A 19409-nucleotide genomic window follows, 5' to 3' on the forward strand; every position below is an offset into this window, starting at 1 on the left:
GTACTCCTTTGGTGCGCCCGTCGGACCCGGGCGGAAATGCGGCTCCTTCTACATGGGCCGCAGGCGGATCGCTTCAACTGCAGCCGTCCCTTCGAGGGGAGGGACATTTGGAGATTTTCCGACAGCAGGAAGGGGTATATAAACCGATTCAAATCATTGCCGGCAGGGCGACCCGCCTGCCCATTTCGAATATTGATAGGGACGGCGCCTGCAGTTTGCAGGGGATGCCAGTGGCATCGGATCCGTCGGAGAAAAGCCCATGACGGAAACGCCATTTCAACTGGTTGGAAGCCTGCGCGCGCAAGCCCATTCTTCCAATGCTCCTCCAGCTGCCGATGCGACCGCCGAGACCGACGCCCTGCGGGAGCGATGCGAGGCGCTCGAACGGGAGAATGCGGAACTGCGCCGGCAGGCCGCGCGGGGAGACGCCATGCTTCAGGCCGCCTCGTCCTTCCTTGAAGCCTATGGCCGCAAGTACAAGAATCTGGCCGGCGGCGGCATTCGCCCGACCGCAATCCTTCTCAACGAAGTGAAGGTGATGTGGGCGGTCCACAACGACTTTCGCACCTTGACCGAAAGCGAGTTCTGAACCGGTGACACTCCGGCCTTAGAGAACCAGCCTGTAGAGCATGTAGATGGTTCCGCCCGCAAGGATTGCGGCCAGGAAGGCCAGCAGGCCGTCGCGCACCATGAGGGCGAGGCCGAACAGGCCGATCGCGCCCATCGGCAAGGTGCTGCCGAAGGGAATGAGTTCCAGCGGCGGGACTGCGGCGGCAAGCAGCAGGCATGCCGCTGCAATGACCTGAATGGCAGGAGGCCGGGTAATCCAGCGCAGGCGCGGCTTCAGCACCTTGTCGATCCACCGCGCAGGCGGCCGCAGGAAGTTCAGCCCGTCCTTCAGCTTGTCTCCCGGCATCTTGCGGTTCTCCACAAAGTCCGGCAGCCAGAGGTGCTTCATCCCAAAGGCGATCTGCAGCGAGAACAGGCTGACAATAGCGGCTAGCGCCGTCGGCACACCGGGGATCCCGCCGACGGGGCTGAGTTCGATCAGCGAGGGGATGACCAGGAACGGGCCGAAGCTGCGTTCGCCGATCTCCTCGCGGATCTGGTGGACGGACACCTTGTCATGCCGTTTTCCCAGGTGGCTGAGGCTCTGCACCAGATGTGAGAGACCTTCGCCGGCCTGACCGCCTCCGCTGGTCGGACCCGCATCGACTTGGTCGGTTGTCGAGCGCGTAGTCATCTCGCCTCCGAATGCTCGGCATGCAGGAGGGCGGTGCGCGGAAATTTTCGGCGCAGGAGCTTCGGCGTCCGATAGCGCAGACCCGCCGGCCGTTCCGGATCGGCAAGGTCGGATTCGGCCATCAGCTCCTCGTCGGGCGTCAGCTCCCGCATCGGGATTGGCCGAAGACCGCGCCCGCTCTCCCGGTTCAGTATTTCGATGGCCCGGATCAATGAGCCGTCTGCACGTTGCAGGCCTGCCTCCACCTCTTCGATCGGGCGCCCGAGATGTTCGGCCAGTAGCGCGTTCCGCTCCTCCAGAATCGCAGCGTGAAGATCCGGCTGGTCTTCGCCGGCCTCGAGGATCAGGTCGCATTCCGTATCGTACCCCATGGACCGGTTGTTGAGGTTGGCAGAGCCGATCTTCAGAATCCGGTTGTCGGCGATCATCAGCTTCGCATGCACATAGATCGGTGTGCCGGCGGCGTTGACTGGATGGTAGATGCGGAACCTGTCGTGGATATCCGCCTCGTGGACCAGTTTCATCAACCGCACTCTCGCTGAATCCATCGCCTTCGCTTCCAGCCAGCCGTCCGCTCCTTTGGGGTTGATGAGAACCACTTCCGGACCGTCCGGCTCCCTCAGCCGCTTTGCGATCGCCTCTGCGATGCGGCGGGACGCGAAGTACTGGCTTTCGATGTAGAGGGTTTTGCGGGCCGCGGCGATGATGGCGAGCTTGGCAGTCTCGATCTCGACCACCTGTTTGCGCTCCCCATATTCCGGTGCCGTGCGGGCGATCCCGACGTCGACCTCCCGGTACTCCACGGGCAGATCGTCCGGCCAGGGGTCCCAAGATTGATCGGGGTTCTCCGGCTTCGGCAGTTCCTCGCCCGTGGCGAGCTGCCAGCGCTGCCGTGCAAGATCCGCCAGCGCTGCAGCGGCGGGGCCGGAACAGCAGCTCGTCGCGTCGTGCCAGGGATCTTCGGCAAACCCGAAGGGGGAGCGTCGCGCCGGGTCCTTCTCCTTGTGGTCCCTGGTATCCCACCGCCCGATCGTCATGTCGATACCGCCGCAGAAGGCCACCTTGTCGTCGACGACGAGAAGCTTCATGTGGTGCGCCGACAAGGCCGGATGCGCGCCATCCAGTTTCAGATGGATGCGGCTGTTGAACAGCCAGCGCAGGATGTAGAAGGGGGTCTCGCCACGGGTCAGGGAGGCGATCAGGCCCACATCCCATTTGAGGATGCGGATGTCGATCTCCTCGTTCCGGCGCGCCAGTGAATTGAGGAAGCGGCCGAGCTTGTCCGGCCTTTGTGCCTCCGGATTGCCCGGCTCCAGCCGGATGCGCGTATCGAAGTCCCAGCCGATCAGGTAGATCGACCGCTTCGCCTTCAACATCGCCTGCTTGGCATACCGGAAGAAATCGGCCGCATCGACGATAACCGAGAAACGGTCGGCCCGCGCCACGCGCCAGCAGCTTTCGCCCTCCGCCAAAATCGACGCCATCTCTTGCCTTGCCCCACTGTCAGTTTCTGCCTGGAGGCGCCGATCAGGCGGCACCGGTTCTGGAACGATTCAGGCCGGACGCGGTTCCGTCAGCGACGAAGAAGGGACGATCCATGCAATTCGCGTTGCCGGTGATTTTTCTGCTGCTGATCATGGCGGTATTGAGCACGATGCTCGCAAGTGCGCCGGAATCCGGGCCTACCCGTGACATGCTGACGACCTCGGCGATTTCGCGAACGCAGGATGCCGGGCCGTCCCCTCCCTGACGGGGGCAGCGACACGACCGGGGACAACGTCTGGTGCTGCCTTGAGCAGGTCGCATTCCTGGCGTTTCTGTAAAGCCCCGTCTCCGAGAGATGGGTCTGTGGATATGTCTTGCGTTCCATCCCGGAGTTTCCCATGCGTCTGCCCTTCCTGTTCTTCATGCTCTTTCTGCTCGGCTGCATCCTGAGCATCGTGCTGCTTGACCGGTTCGGATCCGTGCGCATGCAGGACAGCCTGATCGAAGCCGTTCGGCCGGATCGCAATCCCCTGCTTCCACCGCCGAGCCGCTCCTGACGGCCGTCGCCCCTTCGCATGATATTTTGTGATCGACCCATTCCGGATCCTGCTGGATTCTGGAAAAGGTCGAATGAAATCAATGCTGCGTCTTGAAAGCAGGCGGACCGGAGAGGCCCGCCCGCGGCAAGATTTATCTTGACCTCGCCGGTTGTCGGGGCCTTCACTCCCGCCAAACGCAAGGAGACGACGATGCCCGTGAACACCGCACCCCGCACCGCAACCTGGACCTATGTCGAAGGCCAGTGGCTGGAAGGCAATCCGCCGCTCATCGGCCCGACCTCCCATGCGATGTGGCTGGGTTCCACGGTGTTTGACGGCGCGCGCTGGTTTGACGGCCTGTCGCCCGACCTCGACCTGCACTGCCAGCGCGTCAACCGCTCCGCCACCAACATGGGCCTGAAGCCCACCATGGAAGCGGGCGAGATCGAGCGGCTGGCGCTGGAAGGCGTGAAGAAGTTCGACGGCAAGACGGCGATCTACATCAAGCCCATGTACTGGGCCGAGCACGGCACGTCCTTCAGCGTCGTGGCGCCCGACCCGGAATCGACCCGCTTCGCGCTCTGCCTCTTCGAGGCGCCGATGCATGCGGCGAAGCCCTCCTCGCTCACCGTCTCGCCCTATCGCCGCCCCAACCCGGAAGTGGCGATGACGGCTGCCAAGACCGGCAGCCTCTATCCCAACAGCGGCCGCATGATCATCGAGGCCCGCTCGCGCGGCTTCGACAATGCGCTGGCCCGCGACATGAACGGCAATGTCGCCGAAACGGCCTCCTCCAACATCTTCATGGTCAAGGACGGCGTGGTGATGACGCCGGTCGCCAACGGCACCTTCCTCTCCGGCATCACCCGCGCCCGCGTCATCGGCCTCCTGCGCGAGGCGGGCTACGACGTCCGCGAAGTGACCCTGACGGTCGAGGATTTCCGCAATGCCGACGAGATCTTCACCTCCGGCAACTATTCCAAGATCGTGCCGGTGACGAAGCTCGACGACCGCGACCTCCAGGAAGGCCCCGTCGCCCGCAAGGCGCTCGACCTCTACATGGACTGGGCCCGCACCACGGCTGCCTGAGCCTCATCCCGTCTTGCGTCTCGTCCCCACGGCATTAAGAATGCGCCCGAACAGGGCAGGGGACGAGAGTGCAGGCCAAGGTTGAAGCGTTCATCACCCGCTGGCAGGGGCAGGAAGGCGGGCAGGAGAGGGCGAATTATGCGCTCTTCCTGACGGAACTGACCGACCTGCTCGGCCTCCCCCATCCCGATCCCGCCTCCGCCACCACCGAAGGCAACGATTACGTTTTCGAGCGCGTCGTAAAGGAGGTCGCCCGCGACGGCTCCACATCATACAAGCGCATCGATCTCTACAAGAAGGACTGCTTCGTTCTCGAAGCCAAGCAGAGCCGCCTTGCGGGCGAGAAGCAGATTGCCGATGCGCCGCAGCTGCCGGGCATGGAATCCTCGCCCCGCGGGCGCCGCGCCAGCGCCAACCGCTCCTGGGACGTGCTGATGATGAACGCGCGCGCTCAGGCCGAAAACTATGTCCGCCTGCTGCCCGCCTCCCACGAGCCGCCGCCCTTCGTGCTCGTCTGCGATGTCGGCCACGCGATCGAGGTCTATGCCAATTTCCGCCGCGACGGGAAGGCCTATGACCAGTTCCCGGACCGCCGCTCCTTCCGCATCTATCTGGAGGACCTGCGCGACGAGAAGGTCCGCCACCGGCTGAAGGCGATCTGGACCGATCCGGTCTCGCTCGATCCCTCCCGCCATGCCGCAAAGGTGACGCGCGAGATCGCCGCGCGCATCGCCAAGGTCAGCCAGGCGCTGGAGAAATCCGGCTACCCGACGGAAGAGGTGGCCATGTTCCTCATGCGCATGCTCTTCACCATGTTTGCCGAGGATGTGGAGCTCCTGCCGAAGGACTGCTTCAAGGAACTCCTGAAGGATTGTGCGGAAAAGCCCGAAATCTTCCCCGGCATGATGGAAGACCTGTGGCGCGCCATGGATGAGGGTGGCTTCACCGCGACGATCCGCGAGAAGGTGAAGAGGTTCAACGGCGAGTTCTTCAAGAACCGCCGGGCGCTGAAGCTTGCCAGGGAAGAGATCGGCGAGCTTCTGGCCGCCGCCAACCATGACTGGAAGGATGTCGAGCCGGCGATCTTCGGCACCTTCCTGGAACAGGCGCTCGATCCTGCCGACCGCCGCAAGCTCGGCGCCCATTACACGCCGCGCGCCTATGTCGAGCGGCTGGTCATCGCCACCGTCATCGATCCGCTGCGTGCCGAGTGGGATGCCGCCCGCTCCACCGCCGACCGGCAGAAATCGGAAGGCAAGGCGGAAGCGGCGATCCGCACCGTGCGCGCCTTCCACGAAAAACTCTGCGAAACCCGCGTGCTCGACCCGGCCTGCGGCACCGGCAACTTCCTCTATGTCTCGCTGGAACTGATGAAGCGGCTGGAAGGCGAGGTGCTGGAAGCGCTCGTCAATCTCGGCGGGCAGGAAGGACTGGCGCTCGAAAGCCACACGGTGGACCCCCACCAGTTCTTAGGCATCGAAGTTAATCCGCGCGCCGCGGCCATCGCCGAACTCGTGCTCTGGATCGGCCACCTGCAATGGCATTTCCGCAACCGGGGCGTCGCCCCCTCCGAGCCGATCCTGAAGGCGTTCAAAAACATCCAGAACATGGATGCGGTCTTGAAATGGGATGGCTATCCCGTGCCGAAGGTCGTGGACGGGGTGGAAACTTATCCCAACCCGCGCCGCCCGGACTGGCCGAAGGCGGATTACATCGTCGGCAACCCTCCCTTTGTCTCTAACCGTAAAATGCGTTCGCTTCTTGGAGACGGCTATGTCGATGCGTTGAAACTCGCGTATCCAGAGTTCAACTAAGCTGCGGACTTCGTAGTCTTCTTCTGGATACTCGCATTGAGCAAGAGGGCTAATCCTACCCAAGTAGGATTCGTATCAACTGCTCGATTGCGAATGCAGCAGAACAGGAAGGTTTTCTCTGGAGCGCTTGGGAAAAAATGGCAAATCAAGTTCGCCATCCCTGACCATGATTGGCCTCAGGAGATCGTGCCCCCCGGCGTGGTGTAGCTTTGGCGGTCGCCGTGCTTCCGGACAGAGCCGGGAATGGATCAGCTTGCGGCTGGCAGGCTGATGAGCGGATCATCGCTCATCGTGGCGATTGTCTCAAGTGTCATGTAGCGGGACCGCTGGACGGCCCATTCGTCGTTCTGTTCGAGCAGCAGCGCACCGACTAGGCGCATGATGGCGTCGTCGTTTGGGAAGATGCCGACGACCTCTGTGCGTCGCTTGATCTCACCGTTCAATCGCTCAATCGGGTTTGTCGAGTGGAGTTTGGCCCAATGCTGCTTGGGAAAGGTCATGTAGGCGAGCACGTCTTGCTCGGCACTGTCCATGAGACTGGCGAGTTTGGGCACCTTCGGCCTGATCTGGTCGGCGACGTTGCGCCATTGGGTACTTGCAGCCTCTGACGTGTCTTGGGCAAAGGCCGTGGCGATGAAGGCGGAGACAACACGGCGTCCGCTCTTTCCGGCATGGGCGAGCGCATTGCGCATGAAGTGAACCCTGCAGCGCTGCCAGGTGGCCGAGAGAACCTTGGAGACGGCGGCTTTTATGCCTTCATGTGCGTCAGAGACGACGAGCTTGACGCCACGCAGACCCCGCCTTGTCAGCTTACGCAGGAACTCTGTCCAGATCGCCTCGGCCTCGGATGTGCCGATCTCCATACCGAGCACCTCGCGTCGACCGTCGGTGTTGACGCCGACGGCGATGATGACGGCGACGGAGACGATGCGCCCGCCGCGCCGGACCTTGAGGTAGGTCGCATCGATCCAAAGGTAGGGCCATTCCCCTTCGATGGGCCTGTCGAGGAAGGCCTTCACCTTCTCGTCGATCTCCTCGCAGAGCCGGGATACCTGGCTCTTGGAGATGCCCGACATGCCCATGGCCTTAACGAGGTCATCGACGGATCGGGTCGAGACGCCTTGGATATAGGCCTCTTGGATCACCGCCGTCAGGGCCTTCTCTGCCATGCGGCGTGGTTCGAGAAAGCTTGGAAAATAGCTGCCTGTGCGAAGCTTCGGAATGCGCAGCTCGACGGTGCCCGCCCGTGTCTCCCAGTCCCGGTCGCGATAGCCGTTGCGCTGGGCAAGTCGGAAGCCATTCTTCTCGCCATAACCCGCGCCCGTCTTTGTGCCGACCTCCAGCGCCATCAGCTTCTCGGCAGCGAAGCCGATCATCTCGCGCAGCAAATCGGCGTCGGCGCTCTTCTCAACGAGTGAGCGCAGGTTCATCATGTCGTCGGTCATCGGTGGTGTCCCTCAGGTTGGCTCTAAGCAACCCGACCCTACCGGAAAACACTGGTGACCACCGCTACGCCGCCCGCTCCCTACAGCACCTTGGAGGGTGCACTCGCGAGCGGCTTCGCTATCACCCAGCTACACCACTCGGCGGGACACGATCCCTCAGGAGGCAGACGCTGCGGTTCGAGTCTGCTTTGTCGCAGTAGGGAAGGACCGCGGCCTAGCGCAACTGGTTCTGGCGCCAGATCATGAGAAAGTCTCTGGAAAGGCGAAGCAGGATGCCCCCTATGTGGAGACGTGGGTGCCGGAAATCCTGCATGATCTTACTGCGGGTCATGACTTGCACAGTATGACTAATCTCGCTGCAAACTCAGGCCTTTGCCACGCGGGCGTGAAACCCTATTCCCTCGGCCTCTTAATCGATCGGAAAGCTCGCGACTTCTTATTTGAAGACTCTCAAGAAGCGGACATTTTCGCCCCTCCTATTTTTAATGGTCATGATGTTGGTCAACGGTGGCGAGGTTTGTTCGTTCTGGACCTGAATACACTTTCGGAAAGCGAACTGCGCGAAGACTTTCCGAGGGCCTACCAACACGTTCTTGAGCACGTAAAGCCAGCGAGGGTGAGAGAGCGCAACCCAAGACTGGCGAAAGAATACTGGAAGTTCGAGGCTAACCGCTCAGAGCTGAGAGCAGGATTGGTCGATCTAGATCAATATATATGTACTCTTGAGAATTCCCCCCAACGTGTATTCGTCAAGCTTCGAAGTGATATTCTGCCGGACCAGAAGCTTAGAGTCATCATATGCGAAGAAAGCTTTTTGTTCGGCGTCCTTATGTCCCGGTTTCATGAGATGTTCTCAATTAGAACCGGTGGCAGGGCAGGCGCAGCCAATACCCCAGTCTACAACACCCAGTGTTTCACCAAATTTCCTTTTCCCGTTCTTTCGAAGAATGACGAAGGTGACGCGCAAAAAGCCGCCATCGGCGCCATTGCCGAAGAGCTCGACGCCCATCGCAAGCGCGTGCTGGCCGAGCATCCGCACCTGACGCTGACCGGCCTCTACAACGTGCTGGAGCGGCTGAAAGCGGGCACAAATCCCGACGATCTCGACGCCAGGGAGCGCCGCATCTTCGATGACGGCCTCGTGCTGATCCTGAAGGAACTGCACGAAAGGCTGGATGCCGCCGTGGCGGACGCCTATGGCTGGCCGGTGGATTTGGCCGAGGAGGAGATACTTTCCCGCCTCGTCGCGCTCAACAAGGAGCGGGCAAAGGAGGAACGGCGGGGCCTCGTGCGCTGGCTGCGCCCCGATTACCAGATCCCGCGCTTCGGCTCGGCCAGGGAAAAGGAAGAGCAGCTGGAAGCCGATCTCGGCGAAGCGATCCTCGCCGCCGTTGCGGGTCCGAAGCCAAGCTTCCCGTCGGACGAACGCGACCAGACGCCGGCCGTCCTGCACCAGTTGATGGAAGCCGAGGGCGCCGTCGATGCGCTCGCCATCGCCTCGTCGTTCAAGCAGGGCCGCAAGTGCCTGCCGGCCGTCAATGCGGTGCTCGCCTCGCTCTTTCGCATGGGCCTCGTCTCCACGACCGACGGCAAGCGCTTCGCCTTCCGCCGCGCGGCCTAGAGCAGCCGGGCGGCGGCCGTGACGATGATGATCAGCGAGACGGCGATCATCAGCGGCTTTACCGGCAGGCGCTTGAGGACGAGGGCGCCGAAGGGGGCGGCCAGCACGCCGCCGATGATGAGGCCGATGGCGGCGGAAAGCTCCGACCAGCCGAGCGCCAGGATGAAGGTGGCGGAGATCACCGTCGTCACTGCAAACTCGGTGAGGTTGGTGGAGCCGATCACCTTCTTCAGGTCATGGCCGCGGCCGAGCAGCGTGCTCGTCACGATCGGTCCCCATCCTCCGCCGCCCATGGCATCCATCAGGCCGCCCAGTCCGCCGACATAGGGGACGATCCAGTCTCGCACATCGCGCGGCCATTTTGGCCGGAAGGCGCGGAACAGGATGAAGCAGCCGATGCCGATCAGGTAGAGCGAGATGAAGGGCGCGATCACCGAGCCGTCGATATTGGAGAGCACATAGGCGCCGATCGCGCCGCCCAGCATGCCGGCCGGCGCCAGCCGCGCCACGAGCCGCCAGTCGACATTGCGATGGTAGGCATGCGAGAGGCCGGAGGCCGCCGTGGTAAAGCATTCCGTCACGTGCACCATGGCGCTGGCGACGGCCGGCGGCACCCCGAGCGAGAGAAGGATCGTCGTTGTCAGAACGCCGAAGGCAAGGCCCAGCGCACCGTCAATGATCTGCGCGACGAAGCCGACGGCGATGAAGAGAAGGAGATCGGTGCTCAGAATGTCGGGCATGCCATCTCCTTGAAAAGGGCGCGTGCCGCAACATGCCGCAATGCAGCGCCGTTTCGCAAGCGCCCACCGGCATCATTCACGCAAGCGCCATCTCGGCGGGATCCGCCGCTGGCGGCCATGGTGCGGACCCCGAACCGGCCGCAGTCCGCCGAGTTTTCTTCCTTCGCGCCGGTTGCAGCATGTCTTGCCTGTGGCGGCCCGATTTTTGGCAAGCGGCCCGTTGCCTCCCGTTCGCTTGGAACCTATGTTCCGGCTCGACGCTGTTCACGGTATTTTGCCGAAAAGGAGTAAGATCATGGCCTTTGTACTTCCCGAACTCCCCTACGCCTACGACGCGCTGGCGCCCTACATGTCGGCGGAGACGCTGGAATACCACCACGACAAGCACCACAAGGCCTATGTGGACACCGGCAACAAGCTGGCCTCCGAGGCAGGCATGGGCGATCTCTCCGTCGAAGAGGTCATCAAGAAGTCCTACGGCACGCACCAGACGCTCTTCAACAATGCCGGCCAGCACTACAACCACATCCACTTCTGGAACTGGATGAAGAAGGATGGCGGCGGCACGAAGCTTCCGGGCAAGCTGCAGCAGGCGATCGACAGCGATCTCGGCGGCTACGACAAGTTCAAGTCGGATTTCGTTGCGGCGGGCACCACCCAGTTCGGCTCGGGCTGGGCATGGCTTTCGGTGAAGAACGGCAAGCTGGAAATCTCCAAGACCCCGAACGGCGAGAACCCGCTGGTTCACGGTGCTGATCCGATCCTCGGCGTCGATGTCTGGGAGCACTCCTACTATATCGACTACCGCAACGCCCGTCCGAAGTACCTCGAAGCCTTCGTCGACAACCTGATCAACTGGGACTACGTGCTCGAGCGCTACGAAGTTGCCACGAAGTAGTTTCGCCCGGTCAGAACGAAAAAGGGCTCCGGTGACCGCCGGAGCCCTTTTTCGTGGTCAGTAGCCCTGCGAAAACTGCGCCATCGGGTTCTGGCGGAAGAAGGCGAGGTCCCGCTCGGCCTCGCTCAGCTCATAGCCCAGGTCGTCGGCCTCGCGGCGCGCACGGCGCCGGTCGCGCTCCAGGTCGTCGATCCTGTCGCGGATGGCGCGGCGATCCTTGTCGGCTGCCTTCTTCATATCGTCATGCAGCTTGTCGGCCTCATATTCCTTGGAGCTTGCGCTGGAGTTCAGCGAATTGATCCGCGAGCGCAGGTCGTGCACGCGCTTGCCGAGGCTGTAGCCGCGCATGAAGTCGGTCGCCAGTTCCGGCGGGCAGACATTGTGGTAGGTCCGCCCGGCCTCTCCCGTCGAGGCGCCATTCAGCGGCGTGCAGTAACGCTTGATGCCGGCCTGGTAGCCTTCGTACCAGCGCGTCTGGTCGGGCACGGCGCCGCTCTTGGAGCAGGAGCGCACGTGATCGGCAAAGCGGGTCTGCGGATCGTAGCCGGCCGCGCCGTCGGTATCGCCGACAACCGCCCAGTCCGCCACGCGGCACTCTTCCTTCGACATGGTATTGCAGGAGGCAAGCGACACCAGTACAGCCGCCATGCCCATTATCGGCAGGTAACGCATTCCAAAAAATCCCCCGTTCAGGTTCCCCGATCCGCAATAAGCACGAATTTCGCGAATGGACTAGAGACTGGCGGATTGTCCCCTTGTCGACCGGGGCACTGCCCGTCACACGGCTGTTAAGATGGCCTGCTCTAGGGTCGGATCGATCCTGCCGTCCCCGAGTCCCGCATGCCGCTTGACACACCCCTGATCCGTTTCGGCATCATTGCCGATCCGCAATACGCGCCTCTCCCGCCCAATCTCGCCCTCGACCGCCACTACGACAGAAGCCTTCAAAAGCTGGACAAGGCCGTCGCTGCCTTCAACGGCGAGGATCTCGCCTTCGTGGTCACGCTCGGAGACCTGATTGATCGCGGCTACGACAGTTTCGTCCGGGTGCTGGAGCGATACTCGCCGCTGCGCCACGACTGCATCCTGCTTCCGGGCAATCACGATTTCCTGGTCGAGCCGGAGTACCTCCCGGAGGTTCACCTGCGCCTCGGCATGCCGGCGCCCTACCATCAATTTCGCCGCGCCGGCCTGCGCTTCGTCGTCATCGACGGCAGCGAGGAAAGTCTGTTCGGCGCCCCCGCCGGGCATCCCTTCCGCGCGCGTGCCGAGGAACGCCTGAAGGCGCTGGAGGCGGCCGGGGCGGTGAATGCGCAAACCTGGAATGGCGGCATGAGCGATCGCCAGTTCGACTGGCTCGCCGAGACGCTGTCGGACGCCGCGGCTGCCGGCGAGAAGGTGGTCGTGACGGGCCACTACCCGCTCTATCCGGAAAACAACCACAATCTGTGGGACTGGCAGCGCGTCGTGGACCTGTTCGAGCGATCCGGCAACGTGCTTGCCTATCTGAGCGGCCACAACCACGACGGCAATCTCGGCCGCCACGGCTCGACCTGGTACGTGAACTTCAAAGGCATGGTGGACACGGAAACGGACAATGCCTTCGCCATTGCCGAGATCTTCGCCGACCGGCTGCGGATCATCGGCTTCGGTCGCGAGGAGAGCCGCACCTTGGCTTTCTAGGCCGCGCTCGGTCCGGCCTGCCAGCCATCCATCCAGAGCCTGCGCAAGCCGTCGCCTTCGCCGCGGAAGAACTGTAGCCCGGCTTCGCAATGCTCCACGCGGTCGGCGCGGAAGTTGCGGATCGCCTGCCGTAGCTCGCACCAGGCGACGATGTTGGCCGTCTGCGAATAGTAGATGAGTGCGATGGGCCGGATCGTCCGCTCGGTCAGCCGGCCGAATTCGTCCCGGTAGTCGAGCTGCAGCGTCTGCTCGTCGCGGATAGCCCGGCGTACCATGGTGAGGTCGACCGCCTCCGGCGCAGGCGCGACGCTACCCCAGGCATGCAGGACATTGGCGCTGAAGGTCGCCGCAAGCGGTGGCGGCACGGCGGCGGCGATCTTGCGGTTGACCTGCTTGGCAGCCTGCCTCAGCCCCGTGTCTCCGGTACGCTCCAGGAGCGCCAGCGACAGCACGATCGCCTCCGTCTCCTCCACCGTCAGCATCAGCGGAGGCAGCGTGAAGCCCGGCCTCAGGATGTAGCCGATGCCGCGCCCACCTTCGACCGGCACCCGCATCGCCTGCAGTTCCGCGATGTCGCGATAGATGGATCGCGGCGTCACCTCCAACTGTGCAGCGATCTGTGCCGCCGTCACCGGCCGGCGGGCGAGCCTCAGGATCTGGATGATCTCGAACAGTCGCGAGGCCTTGCGCATCTCTTCCTCCCACAAGGCAACTGACAGAACGCTGTCAGTTGCCTTGCCGTATACCGCCCCAGATCCAATGGAAAAACAAGCCGCTCGACCCTTCAGGGCAATGCGGCCGAGATGAGCAACTGACATGACCTATGGCGAGAACCTCTGGCTTTTCTTCACCCTGCTGTTCGGCATCATCATCGTTCCGGGCATGGACATGATCTTCGTGCTAGCCCATTCGCTCTCTCGTGGCCGCCCCGCCGGCATGGCCGCGACCGGGGGGATCATGGCGGGCGGCGCCGTGCACTCGCTCTACGGAGCGCTTGGCGTTGGTTTGCTGGCGAGCTTCATTCCAGTCCTGTTCACGCCGCTCCTGATAGCCGGTTCACTCTACATGGCCTGGATCGGCTACACGCTGATGCGCAGCTCGATCGTGATCGACGGCGTCGGTCAGGCACAGGTAGGAAGCCACGCCCAGGCCTTCCGCCGCGGCGCCATCACCTGCCTGATGAACCCGAAGGCCTATCTCTTCATGCTGGCGATCTACCCGCAGTTCCTGCGGCCGGAATTCGGTCCGCTCCTGCCGCAGGCGCTGGTCATGGGGCTGATGACGGCCGCAACCCAGTTAGCCGTCTATGGCGGCTTGGCGCTGGCGGCGGGCAGGGCGCGGCAGGCAATCGTCGGGAACGCCACGGCCACGATCTGGATCGGCCGCGGCGCCGGCATCCTTCTCGTCGCCGTATCGCTGGTCACCCTCGCCGAGGGGCTCCGTTGACCGCATTCCTCTCGGGCAGGGGCGTCACGGCGGCAGCCCATCCGAGCAGCAGAACGGCCGGGGCGATCGGCAGGCCGGCCAGCGAGAAGGGAAGGGCAAGGACGGGCAAGAGGCAGACCGCGGCCAGCATGAGCATGCGCCACCTTCGGCCTTGTCCCTGCGGAAGCATCCGTTCCCGCGCATTCTCGGCTGCAGCCAGGACGCAGAGCGCGCCAAGATCGTAGAGCAGCGAATAGGGTGCGATGCAGAAGGTCGCGAACAGCAGGGAGAGGCTGCGCGCCTCTGGTGTCTTCAGCCGCCAGGCAAGGTAGAGAAACGCCCCGAAGGTAGGGCCGGCTACGGGAAGATGAAGCATCATCGCAGTCGCGGCATCGAGGTCGAGGCTGCGGGCCGCACCGTAGAGCGAAGGCATGAGATGCAGGAAGAAGCCGCCGAAATCGGTCATGACGATCGTCTGGTAGGGCAGGTTATGGGCGACATACCCGGTCCAGGCATCCACACCGAACAGGAGAGCCGACACGGCGATTGCGAGCGTCGCCGACACGGTCGCTGCGGCGATCGTCTGCCAGCGGCGTTCCAGGAGCAGCAGGATCGGCAGGAGCAGGCCGAGCTGCGGCTTGATCGTCAGGAGCCCGATCGCGACGCCTGCAAGGATCGGCCGTCGAAACCGCAGCGACAGGCCGTAGAGCATCAGCGCGGCGGTCAGGAAACCATTCTGCGACAGGTGCAGGTTGCAGACGATGAACGGCAGCAGCAGGAGCCAGTAGCCGCGCGCTTCGGGCGCCCGGGCAAGGCTCGCGGCGTGCAGGAACAGCGCCAGCGTCGCAAGCTGAAAGACGATCCCGCTCGCCACATAGGGAAGAAGGCCGAAGGGCAGGACCAGCAGCAGGTAATGGGGGGGATAGCTCCAGTTGTGCCAGGGATAATCTTGGCCAAAGACCTCCTGCATCCGGGCAAAATAGATGTCCTGGCCGCTGAAGAGGTCGAGGACGCGCCCCTCCAGCGCAAGCTTGGATGCGATCCAGTAATTGGCGAAATCGCGGTTGGTCCAGAAGAGCGAGGATAGGTCTTGGCCGCTGCCGTAGAGCCAGAACAGGAGTCCGATCGCGCAGATCGCTAGGCAGGCGAAGAGGCGCAGCTCCACATCGGCGCGCTGTCCGGCCCAAGCCTTTCCGGTCATGCCATCGATCCCCGTTCGCCCCGCAGGATGCCATGCACCGGTGAACAAAACGCTGCAGGGGAGGCGATTGGCTCGCTTGGCAACCCTTCCCATTTTTCCCGGTGAAATCACCGGGTTGTTACTTTGTTCCAGCAGCCGAAGCGGCCATGTTGCGGCGCATCATCAACGCCGCGCCGCGGCGTAACAAGGAGATCACTGTATGCGCCTCAAGTCCCTCGCTCTCGCCGTCGCGATCGGCTGTCTCGGTATGTCCGTTGCCGTTGCCCAGGAGCCGCAGGTCGTGCGGCAGGAGCAGATGAAGGCGATCGGCCAGTCGATGGGCGCGCTCGGTGCGATCGCCAAGGGCGAGAAGCCCTATGACGCAGCCGTTGTGCAGACCGCGCTTGAGGGCATCAGCACGAATGCCAGGGCGTTCCCGGACCAGTTCCCGGCCGGCACGGAGACGGGTGCCGAAACCGAGGCCGCTCCGGCCATATGGGAAAACATGGCCGACTTCGCCGCCAAGGCGGAAAAGCTTGGCGCTGCAGCCGACACGCTTCTCGCCTCTGTTCCCGCCGATCAGGCCGGCGTCGGTGCGGCCATGAAGACGCTCGGCGCCACCTGCGGCGACTGCCACGAAACCTATCGCGTCAAGCGGTGACACAGGCCGGGCTGAGGCGGCGGGCCTGCCGCCTCCCTTTCTGTGCGTTTCTCGCGCCCGCTCCCCAAGCGGTAACCCATCACCGCCTTGTTACTTTTCCCCTTTCGCCGCAAGGAGCATCGTGCCCGTCGTCAACAGCCGGCGGTGCCGGCACTTCGGGAGGAGTATGCGAATGCTGTCGAGGTCCTGTCTTATTGCCGCTGCCGTCTGTCTCGGTCTTTCTCCGGCCCTTGCCCAGGAGGAGCCGCAGGTCGTGCGGCAGAAACTGATGAAGGAGATCGGCCAGTCGGTCGGTGCCATGGGTGCGATCGCCAAGGGCGAGAAACCCTACGACGCGGCGGTGGTCGAGCAGTCGCTGACGGTGATCAGCACGAACATTCAGGCCTTCCCGGACCATTTCCCGGCAGGAACGGAGAGCGGCCATGAGACGGAGGCGCTGCCGGCGATCTGGGAAAAGCCCGAGGAATTCCGGGCCAGTGCCGAGAAGCTTCACGCCGAAGCGCAGGCGCAGCTCGCCTCCCTGCCGGCGGACCAGGCGGCGGTTGGTGCGGCCATGCGGAATCTCGGAGCCATCTGCTCGGACTGTCACGAGACATTCCGGGCAAAGAAGCAGTAGTAAGTGAACCGGTGCCGGCGGTGGGATCGTGCCGCCGGCATTGGCGAATATGATTGGAGAGAATGGGAATGGCCTTGCGGTGGAAACGGGTGCTGGGTGCCGGAGCGGCGTTGGTTGCAGTCGGCGTAGCGGTCGCCTGGTTCCTGACGAAGCCGGATCCGTTCCCGGCGGAAGCCTGGGCCAATCTCGATGAGCCGGATATCGCCCGCGGCGAGATGCTGTTCTGGGCAGGCGGTTGCACCGGCTGTCATGCAGCCAAGGGCGCGACGGGCGACGACGTCAAGGTCATGTCCGGAGGCCTGGCGCTCACCAGTCCCTTCGGCACCTTCCATGTTCCGAACATTTCGCCCGATCCGCAGGCCGGCATCGGCGACTGGACGTTGGTAGAGTTCGGCAATGCCATGCTGCGCGGCGTCGGTCGGGAAGGGGAGCACCTCTATCCGTCCTTTCCCTATACCTCCTATGCGCGCATGAGCCTGCAGGACGTCAACGATCTCTTCGGTTTCATGAAGACGCTGCCGGCCAGCAGCAATGTCGCGCCGCCGCACGACCTTTCCTTCCCCTTCAACATGCGCCTTGCGCTCGGCGGCTGGAAGTTCCTCTTCTTCGATGACGGCCCGCGTATCGAGCTTGCCTCCGCAGACGAAAAGCTGCAGCGGGGTCAGTTCCTCGTCGAGGGACTTGGCCATTGCGGCGAATGCCATACGCCTCGCAATGCCCTGGGTGGTCTCCAGACGGCCCAATGGCTGGGCGGCGGTCCCAATCCCGAAGGTGAGGGTCGTATCCCGAACATCACGCCCGGCTCGCAATCGGTCGGCTCCTGGAGCGAGGCCGATCTCGTCAGCTACTTCCAGACAGGCTTCACGCCTGACTACGATTCTGTCGGCGGCTCAATGGTGGAGGTGCAGAAGAACCTGTCCCACCTGCCGCAGGAGGATCTGGAGGCGATCGCCGTTTACCTGAAGGCCGTTCCGGCCCGGCAGTAGTCTGGTTCGGCGGGAAAGCCTAGGCGGCCATCAACCGTGGACGCCGAAAGATCATCCACGCCCCCAGCGCCATCACCGCCATCATTGTGCCGCCCGCGAGGACGATGACGATGAGGCTCGGCCGGTGCTCGACGAAGTCGTGCCAGTCGGGCCCAACCGGCGAGGCCGTGTTGAAATCGGTCGCGCTGAAGATGCAGAGCACCAGGGATGCCCCTTCTTCGACCATTTCCTTGTCCACCGCGTCGAACAAAGACCTGGAGCGATCCTGCCAGAAGGGCAGGTCGCGCATGCGCACCAGCATGGCGCGGTCGGCGGCCAGATAGGCGTGGCTGCACTCGTTCATCGGGCTTGCCTCGTCCTGGATGCTGAACGGCATCAGGCCCCAGAGGCAACGGGCAAACTGCGTGCGGCTGAACGCGAGCAGTGTGCGGATCTCTGTATCCTTCACCGCAACCCAGGAGGCGAGCGCGTGGATCTCGTCCCTGTGCCTCGCCACCACCTCCATCTGGCCGTGGCTGAGCGACGGGATCGATATGCCCGATGTGTCGCGTGGCGCACGCAGACTGTGGGCCGCGGTCTCCGATACCGGAACGGACAGCAGCATCATGGACAACAGCAGGCGACGCAGCACGAGCATTCGCGGAAACTCCCTCGGTGGAGGGAGTAGCACACGGCAAGGTTCAACCACCAGCGATTCTCTTCTGCCTGCTGATGGCTCTTCGCCCTAGTGGGAGAGCAGGACCGGCATGCGCAGGTCCCGGAAGACTCCCTTGGTAGCGCCGCCGAGGATGAAGTCACGAATACGCGAATGCCCGAAGCCGCCCATGACAAGAAGGTCTGCGCCGGCCTCGGCTGCAGAAGCCTGAAGGGCTTCCGCGATCGGTCGGCCATCCAGCGGGACGCTTTTCGCCTGGGCGTCGAGGCCGCGCAACTGCAGCGACGAGGCAAGGGCCGGTGCGATGTCCCCGCGCTCCAGCTGTTTCTCATCCTGGATCGTGAGCACGGTGAGGCGCGCGTCATCGGTCAGCAGCGGCATGGCATCCGCGAGCGCCCGGGCGGCAACGCGCGTCCCATCCCACGCAATAGCGACATGGTTGATCTTCTCGGGGATCGCCGACGGAGGCACGAGGATCGCCGGGCGGCCGGACCCGAAGACGACCGCCTGGGCAAGGTCCTGGATCGTCAGCTTGTCCTTCGCCCAGGGAAGCAGGGAAAGGTCATAGTATCGCGCCTGGATGGCGGCGGCGTCGAGGGTGAGGCCTGCTGCCAGCTTTCGGGTGGTGCATTCCGCCTTCACGGCTGTGCCAGCTTGCTGCCTGACAAGATCTTCCAGGCGGCGGCATTGAACGACGCTGTTTTCCTCGGTGGTGCGGATCATTTCAGGCAGGTCGAGGAGAACGCCTCCCAGGGCCGAGGATGCGCGCGGGATTTCCACTGAGAAGGTCTTCGCGTGAAGCTCGAGCCCCAGCGCGACTGCAACCGCCACAGCTGCCGAGACTGAATCGTCGGGGGCAATGTCCGGATAGGTGATCAGGGGCATGTAGGCGAGGCGGGCGCGGGTCATCTCTCTTCCTTTCATCCAAGTCCGGAACAGGTGACCACAAGCTTGCCTGGTCTCCCTTGATCCAGATCAACCATTTTCGGTGATCCGTCGCTATCTTGCGCCATAGGACAGAAAACGGTGCCATGCGATGCCACAGGATCGATATCAGACGGTGCAGGAAGTGGCTGATCGCCTGAGGGTCAGCGAGGCGACGGTTCGCCATTGGATCAGGGACGGCGATCTTCGGGCAATCGATATCGGCAAGGGGTGGCGGGTATCGGATGCGGATCTCGAGGATTTTCTCCGGCGTCACGAAACGCGGCCTCGGGAGACAAGCTCGCAGGATCAACTGCGGTGTCCGGGGCCGGAGCTTTCGACGATGCCCGACCGAAGCAGCATTGATGCTTCGCCCCCAACGAGACGGAATACATAGAGGAGAAG

The 19409-nt window shown here is 63.3% G+C and carries 21 protein-coding genes; 12 read left to right on the top strand and 9 right to left on the bottom strand.

Annotation, left to right across the window (positions count from 1 at the left end; genetic code table 11):
- Positions 1-259 precede the first annotated feature (259 nt).
- The gene (locus NT26_RS03830) at positions 260-589 is read left to right on the top strand and encodes a hypothetical protein (protein WP_052637459.1); all 330 of its coding nucleotides are present in this window, start codon (positions 260-262) and stop codon (positions 587-589) included.
- 18 nt (positions 590-607) lie between these two features.
- On the opposite strand, the gene NT26_RS03835 is transcribed toward NT26_RS03830, so the two are convergent.
- Complete coding sequence (locus NT26_RS03835) at positions 608-1243, bottom strand: exopolysaccharide biosynthesis protein (protein WP_082077626.1); 636 nt, start codon at positions 1241-1243, stop codon at positions 608-610.
- The gene (locus NT26_RS03840; RefSeq protein WP_052637461.1) at positions 1240-2727 is read right to left on the bottom strand and encodes a phospholipase D-like domain-containing protein; all 1488 of its coding nucleotides are present in this window, start codon (positions 2725-2727) and stop codon (positions 1240-1242) included. The genes NT26_RS03835 and NT26_RS03840 overlap by 4 nt, the downstream gene beginning before the upstream one ends.
- Positions 2728-3126: 399 nt before the next feature.
- Between NT26_RS03840 and NT26_RS22630 the strand changes: the two genes are divergently transcribed.
- The 3 genes from NT26_RS22630 (at position 3127) to NT26_RS03850 (ending at position 6170) form a co-directional block, all read left to right on the top strand.
- On the top strand, positions 3127-3285 hold the full coding sequence (locus NT26_RS22630) for a hypothetical protein (protein ID WP_156157122.1): 159 nt from the start codon (positions 3127-3129) through the stop codon (positions 3283-3285).
- A 192-nt stretch (positions 3286-3477) separates the two neighbouring features.
- Positions 3478-4356 (top strand): branched-chain amino acid aminotransferase, encoded by an 879-nt coding sequence (locus NT26_RS03845; RefSeq protein WP_052637463.1) that lies wholly within the window; start codon positions 3478-3480, stop codon positions 4354-4356.
- A gap of 68 nt (positions 4357-4424) precedes the next feature.
- Positions 4425-6170 carry a type IIL restriction-modification enzyme MmeI gene (locus tag NT26_RS03850; RefSeq protein ID WP_052637465.1) on the top strand — a complete coding sequence of 582 codons (1746 nt, stop codon included), beginning with the start codon at positions 4425-4427 and terminating at the stop codon, positions 6168-6170.
- Between the two features lie 248 nt (positions 6171-6418).
- Here NT26_RS03850 and NT26_RS03855 read toward each other — a convergent pair whose 3' ends face one another.
- Positions 6419-7615 (bottom strand): IS256 family transposase, encoded by a 1197-nt coding sequence (locus NT26_RS03855; RefSeq protein WP_052637467.1) that lies wholly within the window; start codon positions 7613-7615, stop codon positions 6419-6421.
- Between the two features lie 295 nt (positions 7616-7910).
- On the opposite strand from NT26_RS03855, the gene NT26_RS22635 reads away from it, so the two are divergent.
- Positions 7911-9236 (top strand): DNA methyltransferase family protein, encoded by a 1326-nt coding sequence (locus NT26_RS22635; RefSeq protein ID WP_152338568.1) that lies wholly within the window; start codon positions 7911-7913, stop codon positions 9234-9236.
- Here NT26_RS22635 and NT26_RS03865 read toward each other — a convergent pair.
- On the bottom strand, positions 9233-9976 hold the full coding sequence (locus NT26_RS03865; RefSeq protein ID WP_425287723.1) for a sulfite exporter TauE/SafE family protein: 744 nt from the start codon (positions 9974-9976) through the stop codon (positions 9233-9235). The genes NT26_RS22635 and NT26_RS03865 overlap by 4 nt on opposite strands.
- A gap of 295 nt (positions 9977-10271) precedes the next feature.
- Between NT26_RS03865 and NT26_RS03870 the strand changes: the two genes are divergently transcribed.
- Positions 10272-10874 (top strand): superoxide dismutase, encoded by a 603-nt coding sequence (locus NT26_RS03870; protein WP_052637471.1) that lies wholly within the window; start codon positions 10272-10274, stop codon positions 10872-10874.
- A 57-nt stretch (positions 10875-10931) separates the two neighbouring features.
- Here NT26_RS03870 and NT26_RS03875 read toward each other — a convergent pair whose 3' ends face one another.
- Complete coding sequence (locus NT26_RS03875) at positions 10932-11546, bottom strand: DUF2799 domain-containing protein (RefSeq protein WP_052637473.1); 615 nt, start codon at positions 11544-11546, stop codon at positions 10932-10934.
- 168 nt (positions 11547-11714) lie between these two features.
- On the opposite strand from NT26_RS03875, the gene NT26_RS03880 reads away from it, so the two are divergent.
- Positions 11715-12557 (top strand): metallophosphoesterase, encoded by an 843-nt coding sequence (locus NT26_RS03880; RefSeq protein WP_052637475.1) that lies wholly within the window; start codon positions 11715-11717, stop codon positions 12555-12557.
- Here the strand turns inward: NT26_RS03880 and NT26_RS03885 are convergent.
- Positions 12554-13249, bottom strand: coding sequence for a helix-turn-helix transcriptional regulator (locus NT26_RS03885; protein ID WP_052637477.1), 696 nt, complete (start codon positions 13247-13249; stop codon positions 12554-12556). The genes NT26_RS03880 and NT26_RS03885 overlap by 4 nt on opposite strands.
- A 124-nt stretch (positions 13250-13373) precedes the next feature.
- On the opposite strand from NT26_RS03885, the gene NT26_RS03890 reads away from it, so the two are divergent.
- On the top strand, positions 13374-14003 hold the full coding sequence (locus NT26_RS03890) for a LysE family translocator (RefSeq protein ID WP_052637479.1): 630 nt from the start codon (positions 13374-13376) through the stop codon (positions 14001-14003).
- Here the strand turns inward: NT26_RS03890 and NT26_RS03895 are convergent.
- Positions 13978-15183 (bottom strand): glycosyltransferase family 87 protein, encoded by a 1206-nt coding sequence (locus NT26_RS03895; RefSeq protein WP_162197774.1) that lies wholly within the window; start codon positions 15181-15183, stop codon positions 13978-13980. The genes NT26_RS03890 and NT26_RS03895 overlap by 26 nt on opposite strands.
- Before the next feature lie 199 nt (positions 15184-15382).
- Between NT26_RS03895 and NT26_RS03900 the strand changes: the two genes are divergently transcribed.
- The 3 genes from NT26_RS03900 (at position 15383) to NT26_RS03910 (ending at position 17425) form a co-directional block, all read left to right on the top strand.
- Positions 15383-15823 (top strand): c-type cytochrome, encoded by a 441-nt coding sequence (locus NT26_RS03900; RefSeq protein WP_052637483.1) that lies wholly within the window; start codon positions 15383-15385, stop codon positions 15821-15823.
- 172 nt (positions 15824-15995) lie between these two features.
- On the top strand, positions 15996-16439 hold the full coding sequence (locus NT26_RS03905; protein WP_052637485.1) for a c-type cytochrome: 444 nt from the start codon (positions 15996-15998) through the stop codon (positions 16437-16439).
- Between the two features lie 68 nt (positions 16440-16507).
- The gene (locus tag NT26_RS03910) at positions 16508-17425 is read left to right on the top strand and encodes a c-type cytochrome (protein ID WP_052637487.1); all 918 of its coding nucleotides are present in this window, start codon (positions 16508-16510) and stop codon (positions 17423-17425) included.
- A gap of 19 nt (positions 17426-17444) precedes the next feature.
- Here NT26_RS03910 and NT26_RS03915 read toward each other — a convergent pair whose 3' ends face one another.
- Positions 17445-18062: a hypothetical protein gene (locus NT26_RS03915; RefSeq protein WP_052637489.1), complete on the bottom strand. Its 618-nt coding sequence runs from the start codon at positions 18060-18062 to the stop codon at positions 17445-17447.
- Between the two features lie 87 nt (positions 18063-18149).
- On the bottom strand, positions 18150-18989 hold the full coding sequence (locus NT26_RS03920; RefSeq protein WP_052637491.1) for a universal stress protein: 840 nt from the start codon (positions 18987-18989) through the stop codon (positions 18150-18152).
- Between the two features lie 127 nt (positions 18990-19116).
- On the opposite strand from NT26_RS03920, the gene NT26_RS22260 reads away from it, so the two are divergent.
- Complete coding sequence (locus tag NT26_RS22260; RefSeq protein WP_077547684.1) at positions 19117-19401, top strand: helix-turn-helix domain-containing protein; 285 nt, start codon at positions 19117-19119, stop codon at positions 19399-19401.
- The last annotated feature ends 8 nt before the right edge of the window (positions 19402-19409 follow it).

Origin of the sequence: Pseudorhizobium banfieldiae, from assembly GCF_000967425.1 — a bacterium.
GTDB lineage: Bacteria > Pseudomonadota > Alphaproteobacteria > Rhizobiales > Rhizobiaceae > Neorhizobium > Neorhizobium banfieldiae.

Coding starts and splice junctions, on each gene's coding strand:
- NT26_RS03920 (WP_052637491.1), bottom strand. CDS start 18,989: ATGACCCGCGCCCGCCTCGCCTACATGCCCCTGATCACCTATCCGGAC.
- NT26_RS03895 (WP_162197774.1), bottom strand. CDS start 15,183: ATGACCGGAAAGGCTTGGGCCGGACAGCGCGCCGATGTGGAGCTGCGC.
- NT26_RS22260 (WP_077547684.1), top strand. CDS start 19,117: ATGCCACAGGATCGATATCAGACGGTGCAGGAAGTGGCTGATCGCCTG.
- NT26_RS03885 (WP_052637477.1), bottom strand. CDS start 13,249: ATGCGCAAGGCCTCGCGACTGTTCGAGATCATCCAGATCCTGAGGCTC.
- NT26_RS03900 (WP_052637483.1), top strand. CDS start 15,383: ATGCGCCTCAAGTCCCTCGCTCTCGCCGTCGCGATCGGCTGTCTCGGT.
- NT26_RS03840 (WP_052637461.1), bottom strand. CDS start 2,727: ATGGCGTCGATTTTGGCGGAGGGCGAAAGCTGCTGGCGCGTGGCGCGG.
- NT26_RS22630 (WP_156157122.1), top strand. CDS start 3,127: ATGCGTCTGCCCTTCCTGTTCTTCATGCTCTTTCTGCTCGGCTGCATC.
- NT26_RS03845 (WP_052637463.1), top strand. CDS start 3,478: ATGCCCGTGAACACCGCACCCCGCACCGCAACCTGGACCTATGTCGAA.
- NT26_RS03830 (WP_052637459.1), top strand. CDS start 260: ATGACGGAAACGCCATTTCAACTGGTTGGAAGCCTGCGCGCGCAAGCC.
- NT26_RS03910 (WP_052637487.1), top strand. CDS start 16,508: ATGGCCTTGCGGTGGAAACGGGTGCTGGGTGCCGGAGCGGCGTTGGTT.
- NT26_RS03890 (WP_052637479.1), top strand. CDS start 13,374: ATGACCTATGGCGAGAACCTCTGGCTTTTCTTCACCCTGCTGTTCGGC.
- NT26_RS03870 (WP_052637471.1), top strand. CDS start 10,272: ATGGCCTTTGTACTTCCCGAACTCCCCTACGCCTACGACGCGCTGGCG.
- NT26_RS03880 (WP_052637475.1), top strand. CDS start 11,715: ATGCCGCTTGACACACCCCTGATCCGTTTCGGCATCATTGCCGATCCG.
- NT26_RS03905 (WP_052637485.1), top strand. CDS start 15,996: ATGCTGTCGAGGTCCTGTCTTATTGCCGCTGCCGTCTGTCTCGGTCTT.
- NT26_RS03835 (WP_082077626.1), bottom strand. CDS start 1,243: ATGACTACGCGCTCGACAACCGACCAAGTCGATGCGGGTCCGACCAGC.
- NT26_RS03865 (WP_425287723.1), bottom strand. CDS start 9,976: ATGCCCGACATTCTGAGCACCGATCTCCTTCTCTTCATCGCCGTCGGC.
- NT26_RS03875 (WP_052637473.1), bottom strand. CDS start 11,546: ATGCGTTACCTGCCGATAATGGGCATGGCGGCTGTACTGGTGTCGCTT.
- NT26_RS03855 (WP_052637467.1), bottom strand. CDS start 7,615: ATGACCGACGACATGATGAACCTGCGCTCACTCGTTGAGAAGAGCGCC.
- NT26_RS03915 (WP_052637489.1), bottom strand. CDS start 18,062: ATGCTCGTGCTGCGTCGCCTGCTGTTGTCCATGATGCTGCTGTCCGTT.